Annotated in this window: 17 protein-coding genes and 1 riboswitch; of the genes, 12 read left to right on the top strand and 5 right to left on the bottom strand. The window is 46.4% G+C overall.

The window, feature by feature from the left end:
* The first annotated feature begins 74 nt into the window (after window positions 1-74).
* The 3 genes from NIES2104_RS27420 to NIES2104_RS27410 all read left to right on the top strand — a co-directional run bounded on the left by NIES2104_RS27420 (window position 75) and on the right by NIES2104_RS27410 (window position 4,668).
* Window positions 75-3,203 carry an efflux RND transporter permease subunit gene (locus NIES2104_RS27420; protein WP_059002358.1) on the top strand — a complete coding sequence of 1,043 codons (3,129 nt, stop codon included), beginning with the start codon at window positions 75-77 and terminating at the stop codon, window positions 3,201-3,203.
* 19 nt (window positions 3,204-3,222) lie between these two features.
* Window positions 3,223-3,690 carry a hypothetical protein gene (locus NIES2104_RS27415; protein ID WP_059002117.1) on the top strand — a complete coding sequence of 156 codons (468 nt, stop codon included), beginning with the start codon at window positions 3,223-3,225 and terminating at the stop codon, window positions 3,688-3,690.
* A 192-nt stretch (window positions 3,691-3,882) separates the two neighbouring features.
* Window positions 3,883-4,668 (top strand): alpha/beta fold hydrolase, encoded by a 786-nt coding sequence (locus NIES2104_RS27410; RefSeq protein WP_059002116.1) that lies wholly within the window; start codon window positions 3,883-3,885, stop codon window positions 4,666-4,668.
* Between the two features lie 14 nt (window positions 4,669-4,682).
* On the opposite strand, the gene NIES2104_RS27405 is transcribed toward NIES2104_RS27410, so the two are convergent.
* Window positions 4,683-5,159 carry a hypothetical protein gene (locus tag NIES2104_RS27405; protein ID WP_059002115.1) on the bottom strand — a complete coding sequence of 159 codons (477 nt, stop codon included), beginning with the start codon at window positions 5,157-5,159 and terminating at the stop codon, window positions 4,683-4,685.
* Between the two features lie 228 nt (window positions 5,160-5,387).
* Here NIES2104_RS27405 and NIES2104_RS27400 point away from each other — a divergent pair, with 228 nt between their 5' ends.
* The 7 genes from NIES2104_RS27400 to NIES2104_RS27370 all read left to right on the top strand — a co-directional run bounded on the left by NIES2104_RS27400 (window position 5,388) and on the right by NIES2104_RS27370 (window position 12,639).
* The gene (locus NIES2104_RS27400; RefSeq protein WP_156427115.1) at window positions 5,388-5,714 is read left to right on the top strand and encodes a hypothetical protein; all 327 of its coding nucleotides are present in this window, start codon (window positions 5,388-5,390) and stop codon (window positions 5,712-5,714) included.
* A gap of 206 nt (window positions 5,715-5,920) precedes the next feature.
* Complete coding sequence (locus NIES2104_RS27395; protein WP_059002113.1) at window positions 5,921-6,400, top strand: DUF2808 domain-containing protein; 480 nt, start codon at window positions 5,921-5,923, stop codon at window positions 6,398-6,400.
* Window positions 6,401-6,408: 8 nt separating this feature from the next.
* A complete protein-coding gene (rppA, locus tag NIES2104_RS27390; RefSeq protein ID WP_059002112.1) occupies window positions 6,409-7,107 on the top strand; it encodes a two-component system response regulator RppA in 699 nt (232 codons plus the stop codon).
* A 274-nt stretch (window positions 7,108-7,381) separates the two neighbouring features.
* Window positions 7,382-8,320, top strand: coding sequence for an NAD(P)-dependent oxidoreductase (locus NIES2104_RS27385; protein WP_082690151.1), 939 nt, complete (start codon window positions 7,382-7,384; stop codon window positions 8,318-8,320).
* A 280-nt stretch (window positions 8,321-8,600) separates the two neighbouring features.
* Complete coding sequence (rppB, locus tag NIES2104_RS27380; RefSeq protein WP_059002111.1) at window positions 8,601-9,947, top strand: two-component system sensor histidine kinase RppB; 1,347 nt, start codon at window positions 8,601-8,603, stop codon at window positions 9,945-9,947.
* Window positions 9,948-10,128: 181 nt separating this feature from the next.
* A complete protein-coding gene (locus tag NIES2104_RS27375) occupies window positions 10,129-11,715 on the top strand; it encodes a glycosyltransferase family 39 protein (protein WP_059002110.1) in 1,587 nt (528 codons plus the stop codon).
* A 3-nt stretch (window positions 11,716-11,718) separates the two neighbouring features.
* Window positions 11,719-12,639 carry a decaprenyl-phosphate phosphoribosyltransferase gene (locus NIES2104_RS27370; protein WP_059002109.1) on the top strand — a complete coding sequence of 307 codons (921 nt, stop codon included), beginning with the start codon at window positions 11,719-11,721 and terminating at the stop codon, window positions 12,637-12,639.
* Here the strand turns inward: NIES2104_RS27370 and NIES2104_RS27365 are convergent.
* Window positions 12,636-13,796, bottom strand: coding sequence for a glycosyltransferase family 4 protein (locus tag NIES2104_RS27365; RefSeq protein ID WP_059002108.1), 1,161 nt, complete (start codon window positions 13,794-13,796; stop codon window positions 12,636-12,638). The two genes, NIES2104_RS27370 and NIES2104_RS27365, sit on opposite strands and share 4 nt — an antisense overlap.
* A gap of 211 nt (window positions 13,797-14,007) precedes the next feature.
* Window positions 14,008-15,324: an Nramp family divalent metal transporter gene (locus NIES2104_RS27360; RefSeq protein WP_059002107.1), complete on the bottom strand. Its 1,317-nt coding sequence runs from the start codon at window positions 15,322-15,324 to the stop codon at window positions 14,008-14,010.
* Between the two features lie 241 nt (window positions 15,325-15,565).
* Window positions 15,566-15,710: riboswitch (cobalamin riboswitch) on the top strand.
* Window positions 15,711-15,729: 19 nt separating this feature from the next.
* Here NIES2104_RS27360 and NIES2104_RS27355 point away from each other — a divergent pair.
* Both NIES2104_RS27355 and NIES2104_RS27350 read left to right on the top strand, forming a co-directional pair.
* Complete coding sequence (locus NIES2104_RS27355) at window positions 15,730-15,921, top strand: CbtB-domain containing protein (RefSeq protein ID WP_059002356.1); 192 nt, start codon at window positions 15,730-15,732, stop codon at window positions 15,919-15,921.
* A 19-nt stretch (window positions 15,922-15,940) separates the two neighbouring features.
* Window positions 15,941-17,128, top strand: coding sequence for a hypothetical protein (locus tag NIES2104_RS27350; protein ID WP_059002106.1), 1,188 nt, complete (start codon window positions 15,941-15,943; stop codon window positions 17,126-17,128).
* Here the strand turns inward: NIES2104_RS27350 and NIES2104_RS27345 are convergent.
* On the bottom strand, window positions 17,102-17,749 hold the full coding sequence (locus tag NIES2104_RS27345; RefSeq protein WP_225895327.1) for a cation diffusion facilitator family transporter: 648 nt from the start codon (window positions 17,747-17,749) through the stop codon (window positions 17,102-17,104). The genes NIES2104_RS27350 and NIES2104_RS27345 overlap by 27 nt on opposite strands.
* On the bottom strand, window positions 17,746-18,517 hold a 772-nt coding region (locus tag NIES2104_RS27340), incomplete at its 5' end, for a vitamin K epoxide reductase family protein (RefSeq protein ID WP_059002105.1). The genes NIES2104_RS27340 and NIES2104_RS27345, both read right to left, overlap by 4 nt.

Raw genomic sequence — 18,517 nt, 5'->3', positions numbered from 1 at the left:
TCTGTTTCATATTCTCCTGAGATCATGAGTTATGGGTGGATACAAGCACGATTTTTCTAGGGAGTGGTTCGCCGATGCTCAATTCGATTGTTAGAGGGTCGATCGCGCAACGGTGGTTGGTTGTCCTTGCCGCAATTCTCCTCTCCCTTTGGGGACTGCGAGTGATGACGCAGATGCCCTTAGATGTATTTCCGGCGTTTGCTCCACCCCAAGTCGAAATTCAAACCGAAGCTGCCGGACTCGCACCCGAAGAAGTCGAATCACTTGTCACTCGCCCGATCGAAAGCGCGATTAATGGAACGCCTGGACTGGTTTCTTTACGATCCGCATCTGCCGTCGGAATCTCCTCAGTCAAAGCGGTTTTCAGTTGGGACACGGATGTTTATCGAGCGCGGCAGCTAGTCACCGAACGACTAGGGCGAACACAGAGCATTTTGCCGCAAGGGGTAAATCAGCCAGAAATTTTGCCTGTGAGTTCACCTTTGGGCTGGACAGTAAAATATGCCTTCACTTCAGACACAACGCCGTTGATGGAGGTGACACGCTTAGTAGGATGGGATATCAAAAACCGATTACTAGCAGTTCCGGGAGTCAGTAACGCTTTTATTTATGGAGGGGACGAACGACAGTATCAAGTACTGATTAATCCCGATAAGCTAAAAGCGTTTAATGTGTCGCTCAATGATGTAGTGAAAGCGGCTCAGAATGCAAACGTGAATGTTCCAGGTGGCTTTTTAACAACGCCAGATCAGGAATTCTTAGTGCGGGGGATTGGACGTATTGAATCGATCGAACCGCTTAAGCGATCGGTGATCAAATCGCTGAACGGAACACCAATCTTACTTGAACAAGTTGCAGAAGTGAAGATTGGAGCCGCACTGAGACGAGGCGATGGACTATTTCGCGGTCAGAGATCGGTCATTCTAACCGTAACGAAACAACCGAATGCAGATACGCCCACTGTTGTGAAAGCCGTCGATGCCGCAATGGAAGATCTCAAAGGGGGACTGCCGCCGGATGTGAAATTTTTTAAGACGTTTGATCAGAACTTGTTCATTGGATTGTCGATCGAGAATGTTGTTGCTGCACTACGAGAAGGGGTGATCATCGTTTCGGTTGTGTTGATTGCATTTTTGATGAACTGGCGCACCGTGATTATCAGCTTGAGTGCATTGCCTGTCTCATTGTTAGTTGGCATGATCGCGCTGAACTGGACAGGACAGGGGATTAATACAATGACATTAGGGGGATTAGTCGTTGCGATCGGCTCAGTCGTTGACGATGCGATCGTGGATATGGAAAACGTGTATCGTCGGTTGCGAGAGAATCAGCTTGCAGAAAATCCTAAACCAGCATTGCAGGTTGTGTTTGATGGCTCGATCGAAGTGCGAACCAGTGTGCTATTCGCAACCATTATCATTGTCGTGATCTTCGCGCCGATCTTTGCATTATCTGGCGTTGAAGGGCGAATTTTTGCACCGATGGGACTCGCTTATCTTTTATCGATTTTGGCATCGACGGTTGTCGCATTAACGCTAACACCCGCTTTATGTGCGCTTTTACTTGCGAATCGTCGTTTACCCAGTGCTGAAACTTGGCTTGAACGCAAAGTCCATCAGATTTATCGCCCTGCTTTAAGATTCTCGATTCGCTGTCCTAAAGTCATTCTCACGGCAGCGATCGCAGGGTTTATTGCATCGCTCGTTATCCTCCCGAATTTGGGCAAAGTCTTTCTCCCAGAATTTCAAGATCGTCAGTTAGTGAACTCAGTTATTCTGTTTCCTGGAGAATCCTTAGAAGCAACAGATCAGGCAGCTTTGGATTTTCAAGAAGTGTTCAAGAATGACAAGCGAATTGAGTCAATGCAGTTCCGGTCTGGCTTTGCTCAAGGTGATCCCGATGTCGCAGGCGTGAACTTTGGTGAGATGGATGTCGAGATTAGCGAAGAAGGTGCGAAAGAACGAGACAAAGTGATTGAAGCATTGCGAAAAGAAGGCGAAAAGATTCCAGGAGTCGTGATGAACATCGGTGGCTTTATTTCTCACCGAATGGACGACATTTTATCGGGGGTGAGAAGCGCGATCGCTGTCAAAATCTATGGCGCTGAACTCGAACAACTTCGCACGATCGGGCAGCAAGTTCAATCGGCTATGAATGGGATTCCGGGCTTAGTTGATTTACAGCTTGAACCACAAGTGCCCGTTAAACAGATACAAATTCAGTTCGATCGAGAGGCTGCCGCTCGCTATGGTTTGAGCATCGGAGAACTGGCAGAAACGATCGAGACGGGATTAAACGGGCGTACTGTTTCACAAGTCCTAGAGAAACAGCAAACCTTTAACTTAGTTGTTTGGTTGCAAGCGCAATATCGGAACAGCTTGGATGTGATTGGTAACTTGCTAGTTGATACCCCTAACAATCAAAAGATTCCGCTTTCTCAAGTTGCCAAAGTCGTTTATGGTGAAGGTCCGAGTACGATTAATCGAGAGAACGTTTCGCGCTTGATTGTAGTTTCGGCGAATGTGTCCGGGCGAGATTTAGGTTCAGTGATTCAAGAAGTGCGCGATCGCGTTAAACAAGTTAAATTACCAAGCGGTTACTACGTCGAATTTGGGGGACAGTTCCAAGCCCAGGAAAAAGCAACTCAAACTTTAATCATCGCTGGACTCGCAGCTTTTGCAGTCATTTCAGTTTTGCTGTATTTTGCTGTAAAATCGATTCCGGCAACCATCATGATTATGGTTAACTTACCACTCGCGCTGATCGGAGGCGTGATTTCGGTTGCGATTAGCGGTGGCATCATTTCGGTTGCATCAATGGTAGGTTTTATTACCCTGTTTGGTGTGGCAACTCGAAATGGATTATTGCTAGTCGATAACTACAACCAGCAGTTAGCTCAAGGCATTCCGCTAAAACAAGTGATTGTCGAAGGCTCAATGGAGCGGTTAGTTGCGATTCTATTAACCGCCTTGGCATCAGCATTAGGCATGGTTCCACTAGTGATTGGATCTGGGGCAGGCAAGGAAATTTTGCAGCCCTTAGCTGTGGTTGTACTGGGCGGATTATTTACGTCTACTGCATTGACACTGCTCGTGCTACCTGCTTTGTACTCACTGTTTGGAAAATATATGATTCCAAAGCAGTCTGACAGGATTGACCCGATCGACGATCGTATTTCTAATCTCAATGCTATAGAACACTAAAACAATTCAGGAGATAACAATGAAAACGCTCAAATCCCTTTTACTCGTGACAGGTAGTGCAAGCCTGCTCTTTCTCGGTGCGTGTGGCGGCAATCAAGCGAGTGCGCCAGCAAACAGCCCTGTTGCAAGTTCACCCGCAGCGCAATCACCTACAGCCGCCAAGCCTGAGAATAAATCCGCAGGCGGAATTGTTGTTGAGTCCGGTGCTTACCATCTAGAACTGATGCCAGAGAAACAGGCAGATGCCACTCACCTCGACCTTTATGTGCAGAAGGGAGATAATCACGAGACAATTCCGAATGCAAAAGTCACGGCACAAGTGCAACTTCCTGATGGCAGTCAGCAATCTGTCCCAATGTCTTACGATGCGGATGGAAAGCATTACACCGCCAAATTGCCCACCGTTGCGGCAGGGGAATATAAAGTAGCCGTTCAGTCTGAGATTGGTAGCGAAAAAGTAAACGCTCGCTATACCTTTAAGCAGTAGGGCAACGATGACTAGATCTATCTGTTCCCAAAACATCTGTAGAGTGACACTTTCATCGGAATGCTAACTTTGCAGGTGTTTTTGATTTGCGGGTGTCAACTTCTGCTGTAGGTGTAAGGTTTCTTAATGCTGCAAACCGCATCAAAGACGAAGCTTTTTCGATCGCCCTGACTTGAGTAATATCAAAACTAGATGATTGAATTTAGCAGTGATCTCCATTTCCTGATTCCTCATCGCTCAAGCCCAAACCTTCCATTGATGGTATTTTTGCCTGGAATGGATGAGACGGGCAAAGAGTTACTTTCCCTCGAAACCAAAAGCTTGGAGGCAGACTTCGATGTTCGGTGTCTCGTGATTCCACCGAACAATTTCATGACCTGGGAGCAACTGACAGAAAGCACGATCGCATTAATTCAAGTCGAGCTAGAAAAATCATTGCAACAGACCGTTTATCTCTGTGGTGAATCATTAGGAGGGTGTCTTGCCTTGAAATTGATCGAACGCGCTCCCTACCTCTTCAAACGGTTGATTTTGGTCAACTCTGCTTCTTCGTTTCATCGAGTCGTCTGGCTGAATCGAAGTTCGCGACTGCTGGCTTGGATACCGCCAGTGCTTTATAAGCTTTCTCCAATCGTCATTCTGTGGCTAACCTCTGCGCTGACCCGCATTCCGCTTGCAAGGCTGCAAATTCTCTGGAAAGCCGCCCAATCTGCGCCAAAGAAAACGGCTGAGTACCGTCTATCGCAATTAAGCGAGTTCCGGATCGATGAATCTCACCTCCGTTGTTTCTCTCATCCTGTTTTGCTGATTGCGAGTCAGGCAGATCGATTGCTGCCGTCTGTTTCAGAAGCTCAGCGCCTGAGCAAGATTTTCCCTACCGCTCAGGTGGTTGTCCTGCCGCACAGTGGTCATACCTGCCTAGTTGAGCCAAAAATTAGTCTCTATCAAATTTTACAAGCCGAACACTTTGTCATTTAGAGAATGAAATCAGGCTAAGTGGGAATTTTGCTCAAGCGTCCACGTCTAACATTAGAAAGCTGACGCTTGACAAACCAGATTACGATCGGCGGAAGTAGCGCCCACTGAAGTAGCGGCAGCAGTCCAGTTCCCAGGAATGGAAGTGTCGGCATCAGAGTACTATATTGCCATTTGTTAAGCACTCCGGTTGCCAAAGCTTCAAAGATAAGCGTAATTACAACACCGACTAGGATAAAGCCGCTAATCTGCCAGCGACTCGGTTGATGAAACCACTGACGGGATTTTGCGATCGCTGCAACTGCCCAAAAAGCTGCGACCGAAATCCCAATATCCCCAACGGTCGCAAGCGTACAGTTGTTGATCATCTCTGAATGAGAGAACTCAGCCGGAATTTGATAAAACGGCATTTGTTGAATTTCCCAAACGAAATTCAGCAGAAATGAGAAAATGCCAATGTTCCATTCTGGTAAATTGAGCCAGCGATTTAGCATACGACAACTATTTTCAACTTTAGAGTGAATAAAGCAACGTCCACGATTTAGGTAAAACATAATTCTTGTTACCAACAGCTTTTTTGGGAAGACAAAATCTCTGATCCTTTTCATCGTAGTTTCATCATTACCTGTCAGCATAACAATAGGACTAAAACAATTAGTAGCAAAGTGATAAACACGATCTAAGCACTGCTACTTTAGACACAATTATTTTGGGGTATGGTGATGAAAGCATTGATTTTTAGAACTGCGTTTGCTTTAGCGATCGCTTCGGTGAGTTCTGCGGCTTACGCGAAAGAGCCTGTCCCCCAGAATGGAACTACTGGAGAAGCAGCGACGCGACGATTGGAAGTCATTCAACAGCATAATCGAGACGGAGAACTGCCTGCGCCTCAACCGCCTAGCTCGAACAGTTCGCAAATTTTAGTGGAACAGCGATCGACAGTCACAGAATCCGCCCGCGAAGCGTGTCAGCTTAAACCTGTTACGGCTGGAGCGATGGCACAAAGAGCGTTTGCAGCCTTGCTAGCTTGTCAGAGAAGAGCGCAGTAGTTAGTAGTAATTTGTCTAGATGCCGTGAAGTGACGCAACTTGGCAGAGGTGGTATTGCCCGAAGTTACGCCTGAATGCACGAATTCAGGCTTTTTCTTTACAAATCGGACTCTCACATCTCTTCATTTCATCCTCATTTCATTTTCAAGTGCCATGTTAGAAAACAGAAGCCTTCGAGTTTCTACGATCGAGTTAGGAGAACACAGATGCAACGATTCACTCTAATATCGGCAGTCACAGTATTGCTGACCGCTACTATTTCCTCTGCACTAGCACAAATACCGATCTCAAAAGAAAAGACTGTGATTCATAGTGCTGCCTATCCGAATCGAGTTAAAGTTACCCGTGCAACTTATCATATCGGTGTTCAAGTCAGAAACGTTCCTTTATCTGAAATCCGTGTAGAAGTTCCTGAGAATGCACCCGCACAAATTCGGTTTGGTCAAGCCACAGTGACCGATGCTACTGGAAAAGCAATTAATGCAAATTCCTCATCGAGTGAGAAAGGAGTCACGATCGCGTTTAACCCACCTGTCGCCGCTGGAGAAACACTCGAAATCGACCTGAACAACGTTAGAACTTCTGATTTAATCGGACGTGCTTGGCAATTTTCAATCTATGGTAAAACAGTGGGGACGGCTGAAGAAATTCCTCTAGGCACAGCGCGAATTCAAACCTACAAATAATTAAGGCGATGCGGATTCTGCTGGTTGAAGATGAACCCGATTTAGGACGTGCGATCGAGAAAACGCTCACTCGAAATCGCTACATCGTCGATTGGATACAAGACGGCAAGGAAGCTTGGAGCTATCTGACGCAGCCCCAAACACAGTATACGGTTGCCGTGATTGATTGGATGCTGCCGGGACTGTCTGGAATTGAGCTATGTAAACGGCTTCGCGCGGAAGGCAGTTCGCTTCCCGTATTGATGTTAACGGCGCGGGATAGTTTGAACGATCGCGTCACCGGACTCGATGCGGGAGCCGATGATTACCTGGTCAAACCCTTTGGCATGGTCGAACTGCTTGCCCGATTACGCGCCCTACAACGTCGATCGCCTCAGTTTCAACCCCAAAATCTTCAAGTCGGTTCTCTCATGCTCGATTACGGTTCATCTAGCTTAGTATTACATCCACAAACGAGTGCGACAAAAGTGATTCTGACCGCGAAGGAATTTCAGCTACTGGAATATTTGATGAAACACGCGAATCAGATTGTGAACACTGAGCAAATTCGGAATCATCTGTGGACAGTAAATTCAGAATCTGCGAGCAATGTCGTTGCCGCCCAAATGCGGTTACTGCGTCGTAAGTTGGCAGATCAAGGCGTGAATGATGCGATCGAGACTGTTTATGGACTTGGCTATCGTTTAAATATTGCTGTGCAAAATTAACGTTTGATCAAGCGCTAATTTTTACTTATTTGGACTGATGCAGTGAAAGTGACTTCGCTTGTAGCTGTTTTATATACAAGCAAAATCGTGAATCCTTTTACTTTCTAAATTTCATCTAGTTTTCATCTTGACCTTCTAAACTAAGAACTATGGGAACAACTCGGAGTTAGCTTAGTTGCGATCGTATTTCAGAGACTCTGAATCGAGCCGATCATGCTTTTATCTTCTTTATCGATCGTGTATTAATTCCAAAAACAAAATTTTAAGTCTTCCTATGTCTGCTTTATCGATTCCTTTCTCAGGTGCAAAGGTTCTAGTGACTGGAGCAAGTGGTTTTATCGGTCATCATCTCTGCCAAAAGCTTCAACAATACCAAACCGAAATCTATGGCGTTTCCCGTGTTCAGCGAGAGTCTGACTCAATTATTCAATGGTTGCAGGGAGACGTTGCTAGCTTTGATGATATGCGGCGAATCATCATTCAGGTTAAACCCGATGTGATTTTTCATTTAGCAGGTCATGTCACTGGAACACGCGGCATTGATACAGTCGTCTCAACGTTGCAGGGGAACTTAGTCAGTACGGTAAACTTGCTGACACTGATGGCTGAATTTGGGGGTCGGCGAATTGTGCTAGTGGGGTCATTAGAAGAACCAGACGCAGGCGAAGACTCAATTCCGTCTTCACCTTACGCGGCAGCAAAATGGGCAAGCAGTGCTTATGCTCAAATGTTTCAGCATTTGTATCAGTTACCGATCGTCAGAACGCGCCCGTTTCTGGTATACGGTCCAGCACAAATGGATTTTAAGAAGTTGATTCCCCACGTCACACTTTCTTTACTCAAGGGAGAAGCCCCGCAGATCGGTAGCGGTCAACGTCAGATCGATTGGATTTATGTCGAGGATGTCGTTGAAGGTCTGATCGCAGCAGCACAGACTCCAGGAGTAGAAGGCGAAGTGTTTGAATTGGGATCGGGGACGTTAACATCTATTTCTAGCGTTGTGCAGCGCATCAATCAGTTAGTTGATCCTAGCATTCGCCCTTTGTTTGGAGCATTGCCCGATCGACCCATGGAACAAGTTCGCACCGCCAATATTGAAGCTTCAGCCCAAAAGCTCGGATGGCAGCCGAAAATTTCTCTAGATCAGGGACTCGCAAAAACAGTCGAGTGGTATTCCAGTTACTACAGCGATCTTGTTTGTTGTAGACGTTGAATTATGTCTTTACTGTTCATTCTAAGCCAGCACTATTTCATCGTAATTTCATTTTGCGTTGATAGCATCGAGATTAGGAACAGCTAGGCTGTTTCAGGTGCTTGTGCAGTTCTAGCAATGTACCATATGCAGCGTGAAGCCCAATGTTCCAAGGTTTCACGCTTTTTCTCCTGCATGAGCTTTGAAGTGAAACTCCAGCTTTGTCTTCAACCCTGATTATCGTATTCGCAACCTTCACATCAGAATCAAGCTATGATTTGACCAGTACTCGTTCAATCTCATGCACCGCAGTCAACTGTTTAATCGAACTCGTCTGAAGCTGGCAACCTGGTATGCGGGCGTGATGGGGCTGATTTTGGGCGGGTGCGGGATCGCGGTCTACTTACATTTAGCACAGGCACATTGGAAAGCGATCGACGGTGAAATCGAAACATTAGCTGGAACGCTGCATGATAGTTTAGAGCCAGTTTTAGACAAGCCTGGAGAACTCAGCGATCATGTAGAGCAGATTTTGCCAGGTCTATGCCGCCGTCAAACATTATGCAAAACGCCACCGCCGTCATCGCACGTTCATGTGTTAGGCGTGAGTACCCAAGATTTATACTATGTTCAGTTTCTTGATCTCTCGTTGCAACGCTTGGGAACCGTTAACACACCCCCGCAAGTCACACCTCAAGTTCAAACCCAGCCTTGGCGAACGGTAGTCGATAACCAGGGACAGCGCTATCATCAGGTTTCGCTGTTATTAAAAACAGCAAGCGGACAGCCTTGGGGATATTTGCAGCTAGGGCGATCGCTCGAAGGTTATGATGAGCATCTTCAATCCCTCAAAATCTTCTTTTTGTTCGGAATGCCGATCGCGATTCTGGTGATTGGTGCAGCAAGCTGGGGACTTGCAGGAATCGCCATGCGTCCGGTGTATGACTCTTATCAACAAATTCAACAGTTTACCGCCGATGCTGCTCATGAATTGAGAACACCGCTTGCAGCAATTCAGGCGAATGTCGAAGCAACACTGGGTGCAACGCCACTGAGCTTATCTGAAGCACAAGGAACACTTCAAACGATCGAACGGCAAAACGCAAGGCTGTCTCAACTTGTGCAAGACTTACTCATGTTATCCCGTATGGATCTCAAGGTCTTTCCGATCAAGCGGCAGGTCGTCTGTCTCAATGATATTGTGCAGGATCTAGTCGAAGAGTTAGCAGCCCTTTCGCTCTCGGCTCGCGTCACATTGCAATTAGAACTAAATGACCAGCAAATCGTGAAGATAATGGGCGACGAGGAGCAGCTTTATCGGCTTGTCACGAACTTAATCACAAACGCGATTCAGTACACTCCTTCAGAAGGAACAGTAACAGTTCGATTATTGACTGAAGATCAGAATGCACTGATTCAAGTGCAAGACACGGGAATTGGAATTGATGCAGAAAATCAGGCGCGTGTGTTCGATCGCTTTTACCGCGTCAGTTCGGATCGCTCTCGGCATACAGGCGGTGCAGGACTGGGACTGGCGATCGCGCAAGCCATTGTAGAAGCGCATCACGGAAAGATTCAAGTTCAAAGCCAATTAGGTCGAGGTAGCCGATTTACAGTTCAATTCCCACTTAGAAATTTACGCAGCTAAAACCATGTTTGAAATTAATTTCATCATGATTTCATTTTGATCGATTATGCTTAAATTAAACGGCTCAAGATAGTACGCTCCTTACAGTTTTTCTGATTTTCGTTGAGTAGGCTCGGTTTCGTGAATCAGTCAACAGTTCAGATATTCATCTGACTGAATTTACGATCGACTTGAGAAACTGATGATTCCCTATCTTTCGCTTGGTAGCATACCTACACCGGATAGTGCTATTCGCTCTAATTTATTAATTCTGATAGCGATCGCCGCGCTTGTTTACCTTTTTAGTAAGAAAGCAGGATACTCAATTTCCACGAATTTGATCCGCGCAATATTGGCTGGATATGCAATCGCGCAAATTCTGTTCATTGTCTTCTTGTGGTTCAATCACATCAATTTTCCGTTGAATCTCGAAGCAATGGAACTGCTGCGAGTTCAGCATCTCCAGCGACTAATGCAAGGACTTCCTCTCTATCCAGAACCCTCATCTGATTTTGTTGCATTAGCTTATAATCCGCTTTCTTATGTGTTGACCGTTCCGTTTGCGATCGTCTTTGGTGCAAATCTGTTTACCATGCGGCTTGTTGCAATTCTAGGAATGGCAGGTGCAGGCATTGTTATTTTCTTAGCAGTTCGTCGGCAAATTCAGTCAAATTGGTGGGGAATGATTGCGGTAGGACTGTTTGCAGCAGCATACCGCGTGATGGATACCTATCTCGATAATGCTCATGCAGAATCGCTGCTGTTGTTCTCGATTTTACTGGGTTGCTACCTGATTGATCGATCCAGAAACTGGATGATCGAATGCTTTGCGATGTTAATGTTTGTTGCTGCATTCTGGTTTAAGCAACAGGGAGCGATTTTTGCGATCGCAGCGCTGATTTTCTTGACTTGGCGCAGTGGTTTCAGAAAGGCTTGGGCTTATTGGATGATTTCAGGTGGACTGGGAGCAGGACTTTATGCTGCAATGCCTGATTGGGTCTTGGGTAGCCGCTTTCACTACTTTACTTGGACAGTTCCGCGTCAATGGGTCGAAATTCAGTATTGGGAAGTGATTCGTTTTCTCAAGCTGATTCTATTCTCTTATCCAGTCTTGGCAGGAGTGAGTTTGATCGTCGTTCTCACCCAAGTTCAGAAACTCCGGCATAACATTTGGTACTTTATGTTCCCGATCGCAGGACTGAGCGGAATTCTAGCAACCATGACACCAGGTTCTAACAATAACGTCTACATTCCGATGGGAACTTGGTTCATTGTGGTCGGAGTGATGGCACTTGATCGCATGATGCCGCGATTGAAACAATTCGGGCTGCACTTTTTTGCGATCGCTCTCTCATTTGCTTTGTTTGCTTACAATCCGATGTCTGTTATCGTGTCTGGGCAAAGTCAAACTGTCTATCAAGACTTTGTGAGCTATCTCAAGACGCTACCCGGAACAGTCTACGCGCCGTGGATTGGGCAGCTTCAAGACCAGAAAGTATTCTCACCTTCATTGCATTGGGTTCCATTGGATGACTTGGTACGAGGAAAAAACTCAGACCCAACAAAACATCCACCTCTAGAAAAGTTGCTTCAATCTGTGGTGCAACCGAAAGGAAAGGCTTACTTACTTCACAATCTTCCTTTAGAGCAAGACGGGCGGCTGAGCTTTTTACAGCAGAACTACAAGCTAGAAGCAGATCTCGGAACCCGCTTTCAAGCACTAAGAACGCTACCCAAACACTACACACTCGACTATCCCCGTTACCTTTATCGTCACGTTTCAAAGTAACTTATGAAAGTCTATTCTCTTGCTTGGGGGACTGCTTTTCTCACAGCTTTACGCCCTCGCCAATGGACAAAGAATCTGATTGTATTTGCGGCTCCATTGTTTGCGTTTCGGGTGCAAGTTGATGCGGTCGCAGGAAGCTCTCTCGCTTTCATTCTCTTCTGCTGTGTCTCTAGTAGCTTCTACTTGCTCAATGATGTGATTGACATCAAAGCGGATCGACTGCATCCAGTTAAACGTCATCGCCCGATAGCATCAGGATTTGTTTCGGTTCCATTGGCGGTCTTAAGCGCGATCGTATTGATCTCAATTTCGTTGATTATCGGCTGGTCGCATAGTCGAGGCTTGGGAGGTGCGATTGTGGCTTATGCTTTGCTTCAAGTTGCGTACAATCTCAAACTCAAGCGCGTTGTGATTCTCGATATTTTTGCGATCGCAGGTGGGTTCATCCTTCGCGCATTTGCTGGAGCCGCGAGTACTTTCGTTATTCTCTCTCCTTGGTTCTTGATCTGCACCGGAATGTTAGCGCTGTTTCTGGCAATTGAAAAACGTAAAGCAGAACTGCGAAAATCAACCCGACAGACGCGATCAGTGCTGCAATTTTATTCGATCGATTTACTCAAACGGATGGAGAATTTAGTTACTGTTGGGACTGTAATGGCTTACACGCTCTGGAGTTCAGGACAGCAAGTGCGCGGGGCAACAACGGCTTGGATGCTCTTAACTGTTCCGTTTGTGCTGTATGGCGTGTTCCGCTATCAATACCTGAGTGAACCTCGCTCAGAAGACCAAGCAGAGCGACCCGAAGAGATTCTACTGAGCGATCGCCCCCTTCAACTAACCCTACTCGGCTGGATTCTGAGCATTGCGATGATTCTATTTCTCAAACATCAGAACTGGCTAATTCCGATGAAACTGATCGGTTAGACAAGCTCTGATATCAGTTGCTTCACCATTTTCGTTGCGACTCGCCAATTCAGGCGAGTCTCATGTTCCTGAAAGGTCGATCGTGCTAACTCCTTATAAGCTTGATAGTTCATGAATAAGTTCATGATGTAAGCACAGTACTCATCCGCGTTGGCTTCTAGCGCAAAGGTTTTCCCATTCCAATCGTCTTTGATAGCATAGGGAACGCCGCCAACTTTTGTGCTGAGTGAGGGTAGTCCGAATGCGCTCACTTCGCCAAATACGAGTGGGAAACAATCTGCGATCGTCGGCAAGATCAGAAAATGTGACTCAGATAGTAGTTTCACCATCTTCTCACGCCCTTCTGGACTCCACTTGTAGATAAATCCGAGTGGCTTTACAAAGTCGGGGATGGGTTCATCTGCTGGGGGATCGCAACCAACGATCGATAACTCAGTTGGCAGTCCTGCATCATTTAGCTGTTGTGCAACCTGTACGGCTAAAGCTCCACCTTTGCGCTCCCAATCGACTCCAAGGAAGAGGAGCTTACAGCGATCGCTCGGTCTTGCATTAATTACGGCATCTACATCGTCGATCGAGAAATTCGATTCAAAATTCCCGCCAGGTGCAACAATTCTGATCTTTTGGGGATCAATGCCGTAAGTTTGAATCGCGCTTTGTGCTGCCCATTCGGAATGATACACCGCCAACCGACAGCGTTCGAGGGCAGATTTCTCGTTTGCTAGACCATCCTCGAAGGTTCGATCGCACATGGTACTTCTGCGGTAGTACGGGTAGAAATCGACCAGTGCCGCAAATGTGCCAGACTCCCAAAAGACGATCGGCTTGTCTGTGTCAACGTAGGCGATCGGTTGTGCCGCTGGACTTTCTAAACTCAGAACTGCGTCGATGTTCAGTTTCGAGAGTTTGCGGCTAAGTTGTCGTCCTTGATCCCGAACCAAAATCGCATCAGTACGAGGGCTGTAGTACTTCTTTAACAGTTTTTTATAGTAGACTGCTCTCGCAACGATCGTCGGATAGGTCAGCGGATGCCTGAAGTTGTGAATGTAGTCAACGGATTCAAACTGCGATTCGAGCGTTGGAATCCAGTGATGGGTGTAAACGCCAAAATCTTTCTCCCGCTTGGGGTCATAGATAGATACACAGGCAATTTTCATATTTCATCAGAGTAAAATTCTGTTTGAATTAGGCGTAACCTGCACTCACATCCCATAAATTAAGACTGTAATTCAGATCGCTCAGTTCAATCGAGAAGCTTACTTCTATCGTTTCACTCGAAGATGAAATCAGGATGAAATATTGATTCCGGCTGGTTAAAACTTAAATGATTCGCGTGAAACCCTACTGAGGTAGCAATTACCACAAAGATTACTGTATCCAGTTCGCTACGGTTTGAATCAATAACCAAGCGTTTAATCCGGCAATTAGAATTGCAACTGCCCAGGCTGTAACTTTAAGCCAACGCGGATTGACAAACTCGCCCATTAGTTTGCGATCGCTGGTAAACATCACCAGCGGAATCACCGCAAACGATAGCTGTAAACTGAGAATGACTTGGCTAAAAACTAATAATCCGCCAGTACTCTGTTCACCGAAAAAGACGATCGCGATCAAAGCTGGAATAATCGCAATCAAGCGAGTGGCTAAACGGCGTACCCACGGTGGCAGCTTGATTTGTAGAAAGCCTTCCATCACGATCTGACCCGCCAGCGTTGCAGTCAAAGTCGAACTTTGTCCAGAAGCCAGTAATGCAACCCCAAAAATAGCACTCGCAGCACTGACCCCTAATAACGGTGAAAGAAGTTGGTAGGCATCTTGAATTTCTGCAACATCCTGATTTCCAGAACTGTGAAAGGTTGCGGCAGCAACAATCAAAATCGCGCTATTGATGAACAACGCAAACGAAAGGGCAACGGTTGAATCAATGGTTCCAAACTTAATGGCTTCCCAACGCTTCTTTGGAGTCGATTGCCAATTGCGGGTTTGAACGATCGAAGAATGAAGATACAAATTGTGTGGCATTACCGTAGCGCCAAGAATCCCGACCGCTAAATAAAGCATTTGAGGATTCCGCAGAATTTCACGATTTGGCATATAGCCTTGTAAGATTCCACCGACATCAGGACGAGAAAACAGAATTTCTGCACCGAAGCAAATCCCAACGGTTGCAACTAATAGAATAATTAACCCTTCCACATATCGAAAGCCTTTGCCTTGTAGGAAGAGCAGCGCCAAAACATCGAATGCCGTGATACATACGCCCCAAAGCAAAGGCAATCCAAATAGAAGTTGAAGCGCGATCGCACTTCCAAGCAATTCGGCTAAATCGCAGGCCGCGATCGCAATCTCACACAACACCCAGAGAACAAAGCTGATTCGAGGAGAAAAGTAGTCTCGACACGCTTGAGCTAAATCCTTTCCCGTTGCGACTCCTAACCGCACACAAAGCGATTGCAGCAAAATCGCCATCAAGTTTGAGAGTAAAACGACGCTCAACAGCGTGTAGCCAAATTTTGAACCGCCTGCGATGTCAGTTGCCCAGTTGCCAGGGTCCATATAGCCAACGGAAACGAGATACCCTGGTCCCGCAAAGGCTAATAATTTACGCCAAAAACCTTTAGCGTTTGGAACTGGAATGCTGCGATGCACCTCTGGCAAACTAGGGCGATGTTCAGAAAGTGACATAAATTGAGCCTTTCATTTTTCTTTCATTTTTTAACAGTACCATCTCAAGTCAAAGCCTTTCATTTTTCTTTCATTTTTTAACGGCACTGCTTGAAAATATAAGTACAGCGCGATCGAGTTTCATGCTTCTAAAGAGTTGAATGATGGAGATGGCGGCTTGCCCTTTGAGAGAGATAGGAGCGATCGCAATCGTCCACCGTAAAAATGGTTAAAAAAGCGAGGCGATCGTCAAAAACGCGGTAAAGTGACAAACACGATCGGTTCTGATGGGAAGCAGCCGTCAGAAGTAAAGGGGAAAGTTTGGTGCAAGTCCAACGCTGTCCCGCAACTGTAAGTCAATTTCAGATTGATCAGCCAGGATGCCCGCCGATTTCTCAAGGTTCCTATTCATCTGCGAGGTACAGAATGATTACTCGATCGAATCCGTCTTTTTCTCAACAAGCTGTTCGTTTCACGCTTTCTACGCCCGTACAATCGACGCTTTACGTTTCGCTCTGTGCTTTAATTCTCTGGACGATTTACTTTACGACTTATCCAGCGGCTCACGACAAGGTACATTCGCTTCGACATCACACGTTGATGGTTTCTTGTCACTAATAACACTTGTGAGGTCGTAATGCCAAAATTAAAGCTTTCTGCGTTCATTAGCGCGATCTGCCTAATGAGTTTGATGTTCTATGGAGTGATGGGATTTTCTCAAACTCCACGATCGACGATTCGCCTCACGACTGATCCGCCACTCAATCAACTCGTTCCATTTGAGGCAGAAGCAGAGATCAACGAACCGCCTGCACGTCTGACGCTTGAAGCGGTTGATGCAGCGGGGCAACCTTTGACCAATGCCAAAATCCGCGTACAGATTCTCACACCGTCTAAAACTCCCTGGTTTACAACCGACTTCCCGATCGTGGAAGGCACAAAGCTACTCGACATTGATGCGATCTCGCCTCAAGGCAAATTGCAGCTTCAGCAGACCTTTCCAATTCGCGGAACTTACCAATTATTGGTCGATGTGACTCCACAAAGCACCAATGCTTTCACCCCTTTTCAGCAAACTCTAACGCTCTCGATTCCTGAGAACTGGATTAAGTACCGGAATTTCGCGATTTTAGCTGCTGTCTTACTTGCAGTTGGCTTAGTCGGTGGCTGGATTATCGGTGGACGGCAATCGATTCAGCCTGGAGAAATTGCGCCACAGCGAGTTCGATTATTGCTGAGTGGAGCGGTGATAGTTGCGATCGCAGCGCTTCTATATGTCAACGTCAGCGCAGAAATGGCTCAGTCCGAGATGTCGATGCCAATGTCACACATGACTGAATCTGCCCCGAAATCAGATGCTCCAGCCGTCAAACAAGTTCAAGGACTTGAGATGCGATTAACTGGAGACAAAAGCGCGATCGTCGGTCAGCCTGCTCGATTGCAAGTGAATGTCATTGATGCTCAAACTAAGCAGCCTGTCTCAGATGTAAAGCTAAAGGTGACAGCAACTCAACTTGAAAATAACTGGATTGCTTTTGCTTATGAAGGGCGAACTGCTGGACAATTTAGCTGGCAGCAGCAATTTTTTGATGGTGCGCCGCACAAAGTCGAGGTGGAAATTTCCCCTAGTTCTGATGCGGTTCGGAAGTTCCAACCTTTCCAAGTTGAGCAAACGATCGACGTTGAAGGAGTCGCACCCCCGCTTCAAGTTCGATTGACCGGATTAGTTTATTTCACGAGTCTGATTGCTGTGGGTCTACTGGTTGGGTCTAGTATTCGACGTAGACGGCAACGTCCATCAAGAGCGACCCCTCAAAACTCGTAAACTATCTCCTACCAAAGAAATCGTGCTAAGGCAAATTAGCAAGACAACAAGTAAACTGATCGCAGCATCGACCCAAACCCAATTGAAGAAATACACCGCTAAAGCTGCGACCATTACCCCGATGGAACTTGCCGCATCCGCGACCCCATGCAAGAACACACCGCGTAAATTCAGATCGTGATGATGATCATTGTGCAATAGATAAACACTCAAACCGTTGATGATCAAACTTAGTCCTGCTGCGCCGAGTAATGGTAAGCCCAGTACTGGTTCAGGGCTTTGTAAATGCTCGATCGCTTCTCGTCCGAGAAGGATCGCAACGATCGCTAAACTCACTCCATTGAGCAAAGCAATTCCAGCTTCGAGCCGTCTATTTTGGCTGATTGCAGTTTGGGTTGCAGTGCGGCGTTGTGTGAACCAAGTCGCTAGTAGCGTGACTCCTAGCGTAATCAAATCTGAGAATAGATGCCCTGATCCTGCTAACAGCGAAAGACTATTGCTCCAAAGTCCGGTTCCTAGTTCGACCAGAAAAAGCCCACTGCGTAACCCAAGCACCCACCAGAGGCGTTTTATCTTTTGCTGCTGAGCTTGAGGTGTGTTTAGAGTATTCAATGTTCTCACTGAGGCGATGGCTTTACGTTCTGAAAATTCCGTGCGCCTTGATAGCCTGACAGCCGTGCCAGTTCTTCTAAAGATTGTGTTCCAGAAACCGTCTGACCATTTACTTTCCAGGTTGGATATCCTTTCACACCTTCTGCTTGACAAACATCAGGCTGCGGATTTTTCCCTTTCGGATCGCATTCGACGTAATCAATCTGTTTAAATGCTTCTTTGCCAAAAAGCTGTTTCTGGTCATGACAGTGAGGACACCAAAATGCGCCATACATTTTCGCTCCCACCTGTTTGAGATGAGTCGCTAACGCCAGTTCAGCCGCACCCGATGAAGTCGTAATCGGTAAACCTGCTTCTCCAGGAATGGCACGATCGGCAATTTCAGGATTCTTCACTCCTGCATAAACGCCCATCGTTCCAATTAAGACAACCATTGCGACGACAATTCCACTGAAAAAGAGTTGTCCTAGATCTTGCCAATCACGACCGACGATCGACAACACAAACAAACTAAATGATAGTAAAGCAGAACCCACACAGTAAACGCAAACGGCTTTGATCTCGAATGCAATCAGATACATTAAGTAGCCGCTAAAAATTACCATCGCCGTTGCACCCATAAATAGAAGCAACCCTGTCCAGTTTTCGAGTTTTGAGCGCAACGTTTTATCTTTTTCGGGATTGACTAGCAAGGGCGAGATCGCAAACCCGATCATGCTGACGTAAGCTAAAAATCCATACAACGCTAACGGTAATCCAAAGACAGTTGCATAGGGA

The organism is Leptolyngbya sp. NIES-2104 (assembly GCF_001485215.1).
Taxonomy (GTDB): Bacteria; Cyanobacteriota; Cyanobacteriia; order Leptolyngbyales; family Leptolyngbyaceae; genus Leptolyngbya.
The sequence above is the reverse complement of the archived record's forward strand: the minus strand, read 5'-3'. Positions and strand labels throughout refer to the sequence as shown.

Bases quoted from the DNA above. Each gene is read 5' to 3' on its own strand.
- NIES2104_RS27420 (WP_059002358.1), top strand. From the start codon at position 75: ATGCTCAATTCGATTGTTAGAGGGTCGATCGCGCAACGGTGGTTGGTT.
- NIES2104_RS27415 (WP_059002117.1), top strand. From the start codon at position 3,223: ATGAAAACGCTCAAATCCCTTTTACTCGTGACAGGTAGTGCAAGCCTG.
- NIES2104_RS27410 (WP_059002116.1), top strand. From the start codon at position 3,883: ATGATTGAATTTAGCAGTGATCTCCATTTCCTGATTCCTCATCGCTCA.
- NIES2104_RS27405 (WP_059002115.1), bottom strand. From the start codon at position 5,159: ATGCTAAATCGCTGGCTCAATTTACCAGAATGGAACATTGGCATTTTC.
- NIES2104_RS27400 (WP_156427115.1), top strand. From the start codon at position 5,388: ATGAAAGCATTGATTTTTAGAACTGCGTTTGCTTTAGCGATCGCTTCG.
- NIES2104_RS27395 (WP_059002113.1), top strand. From the start codon at position 5,921: ATGCAACGATTCACTCTAATATCGGCAGTCACAGTATTGCTGACCGCT.
- rppA (WP_059002112.1), top strand. From the start codon at position 6,409: ATGCGGATTCTGCTGGTTGAAGATGAACCCGATTTAGGACGTGCGATC.
- NIES2104_RS27385 (WP_082690151.1), top strand. From the start codon at position 7,382: ATGTCTGCTTTATCGATTCCTTTCTCAGGTGCAAAGGTTCTAGTGACT.
- rppB (WP_059002111.1), top strand. From the start codon at position 8,601: ATGCACCGCAGTCAACTGTTTAATCGAACTCGTCTGAAGCTGGCAACC.
- NIES2104_RS27375 (WP_059002110.1), top strand. From the start codon at position 10,129: ATGATTCCCTATCTTTCGCTTGGTAGCATACCTACACCGGATAGTGCT.
- NIES2104_RS27370 (WP_059002109.1), top strand. From the start codon at position 11,719: ATGAAAGTCTATTCTCTTGCTTGGGGGACTGCTTTTCTCACAGCTTTA.
- NIES2104_RS27365 (WP_059002108.1), bottom strand. From the start codon at position 13,796: ATGAAAATTGCCTGTGTATCTATCTATGACCCCAAGCGGGAGAAAGAT.
- NIES2104_RS27360 (WP_059002107.1), bottom strand. From the start codon at position 15,324: ATGTCACTTTCTGAACATCGCCCTAGTTTGCCAGAGGTGCATCGCAGC.
- NIES2104_RS27355 (WP_059002356.1), top strand. From the start codon at position 15,730: ATGATTACTCGATCGAATCCGTCTTTTTCTCAACAAGCTGTTCGTTTC.
- NIES2104_RS27350 (WP_059002106.1), top strand. From the start codon at position 15,941: ATGCCAAAATTAAAGCTTTCTGCGTTCATTAGCGCGATCTGCCTAATG.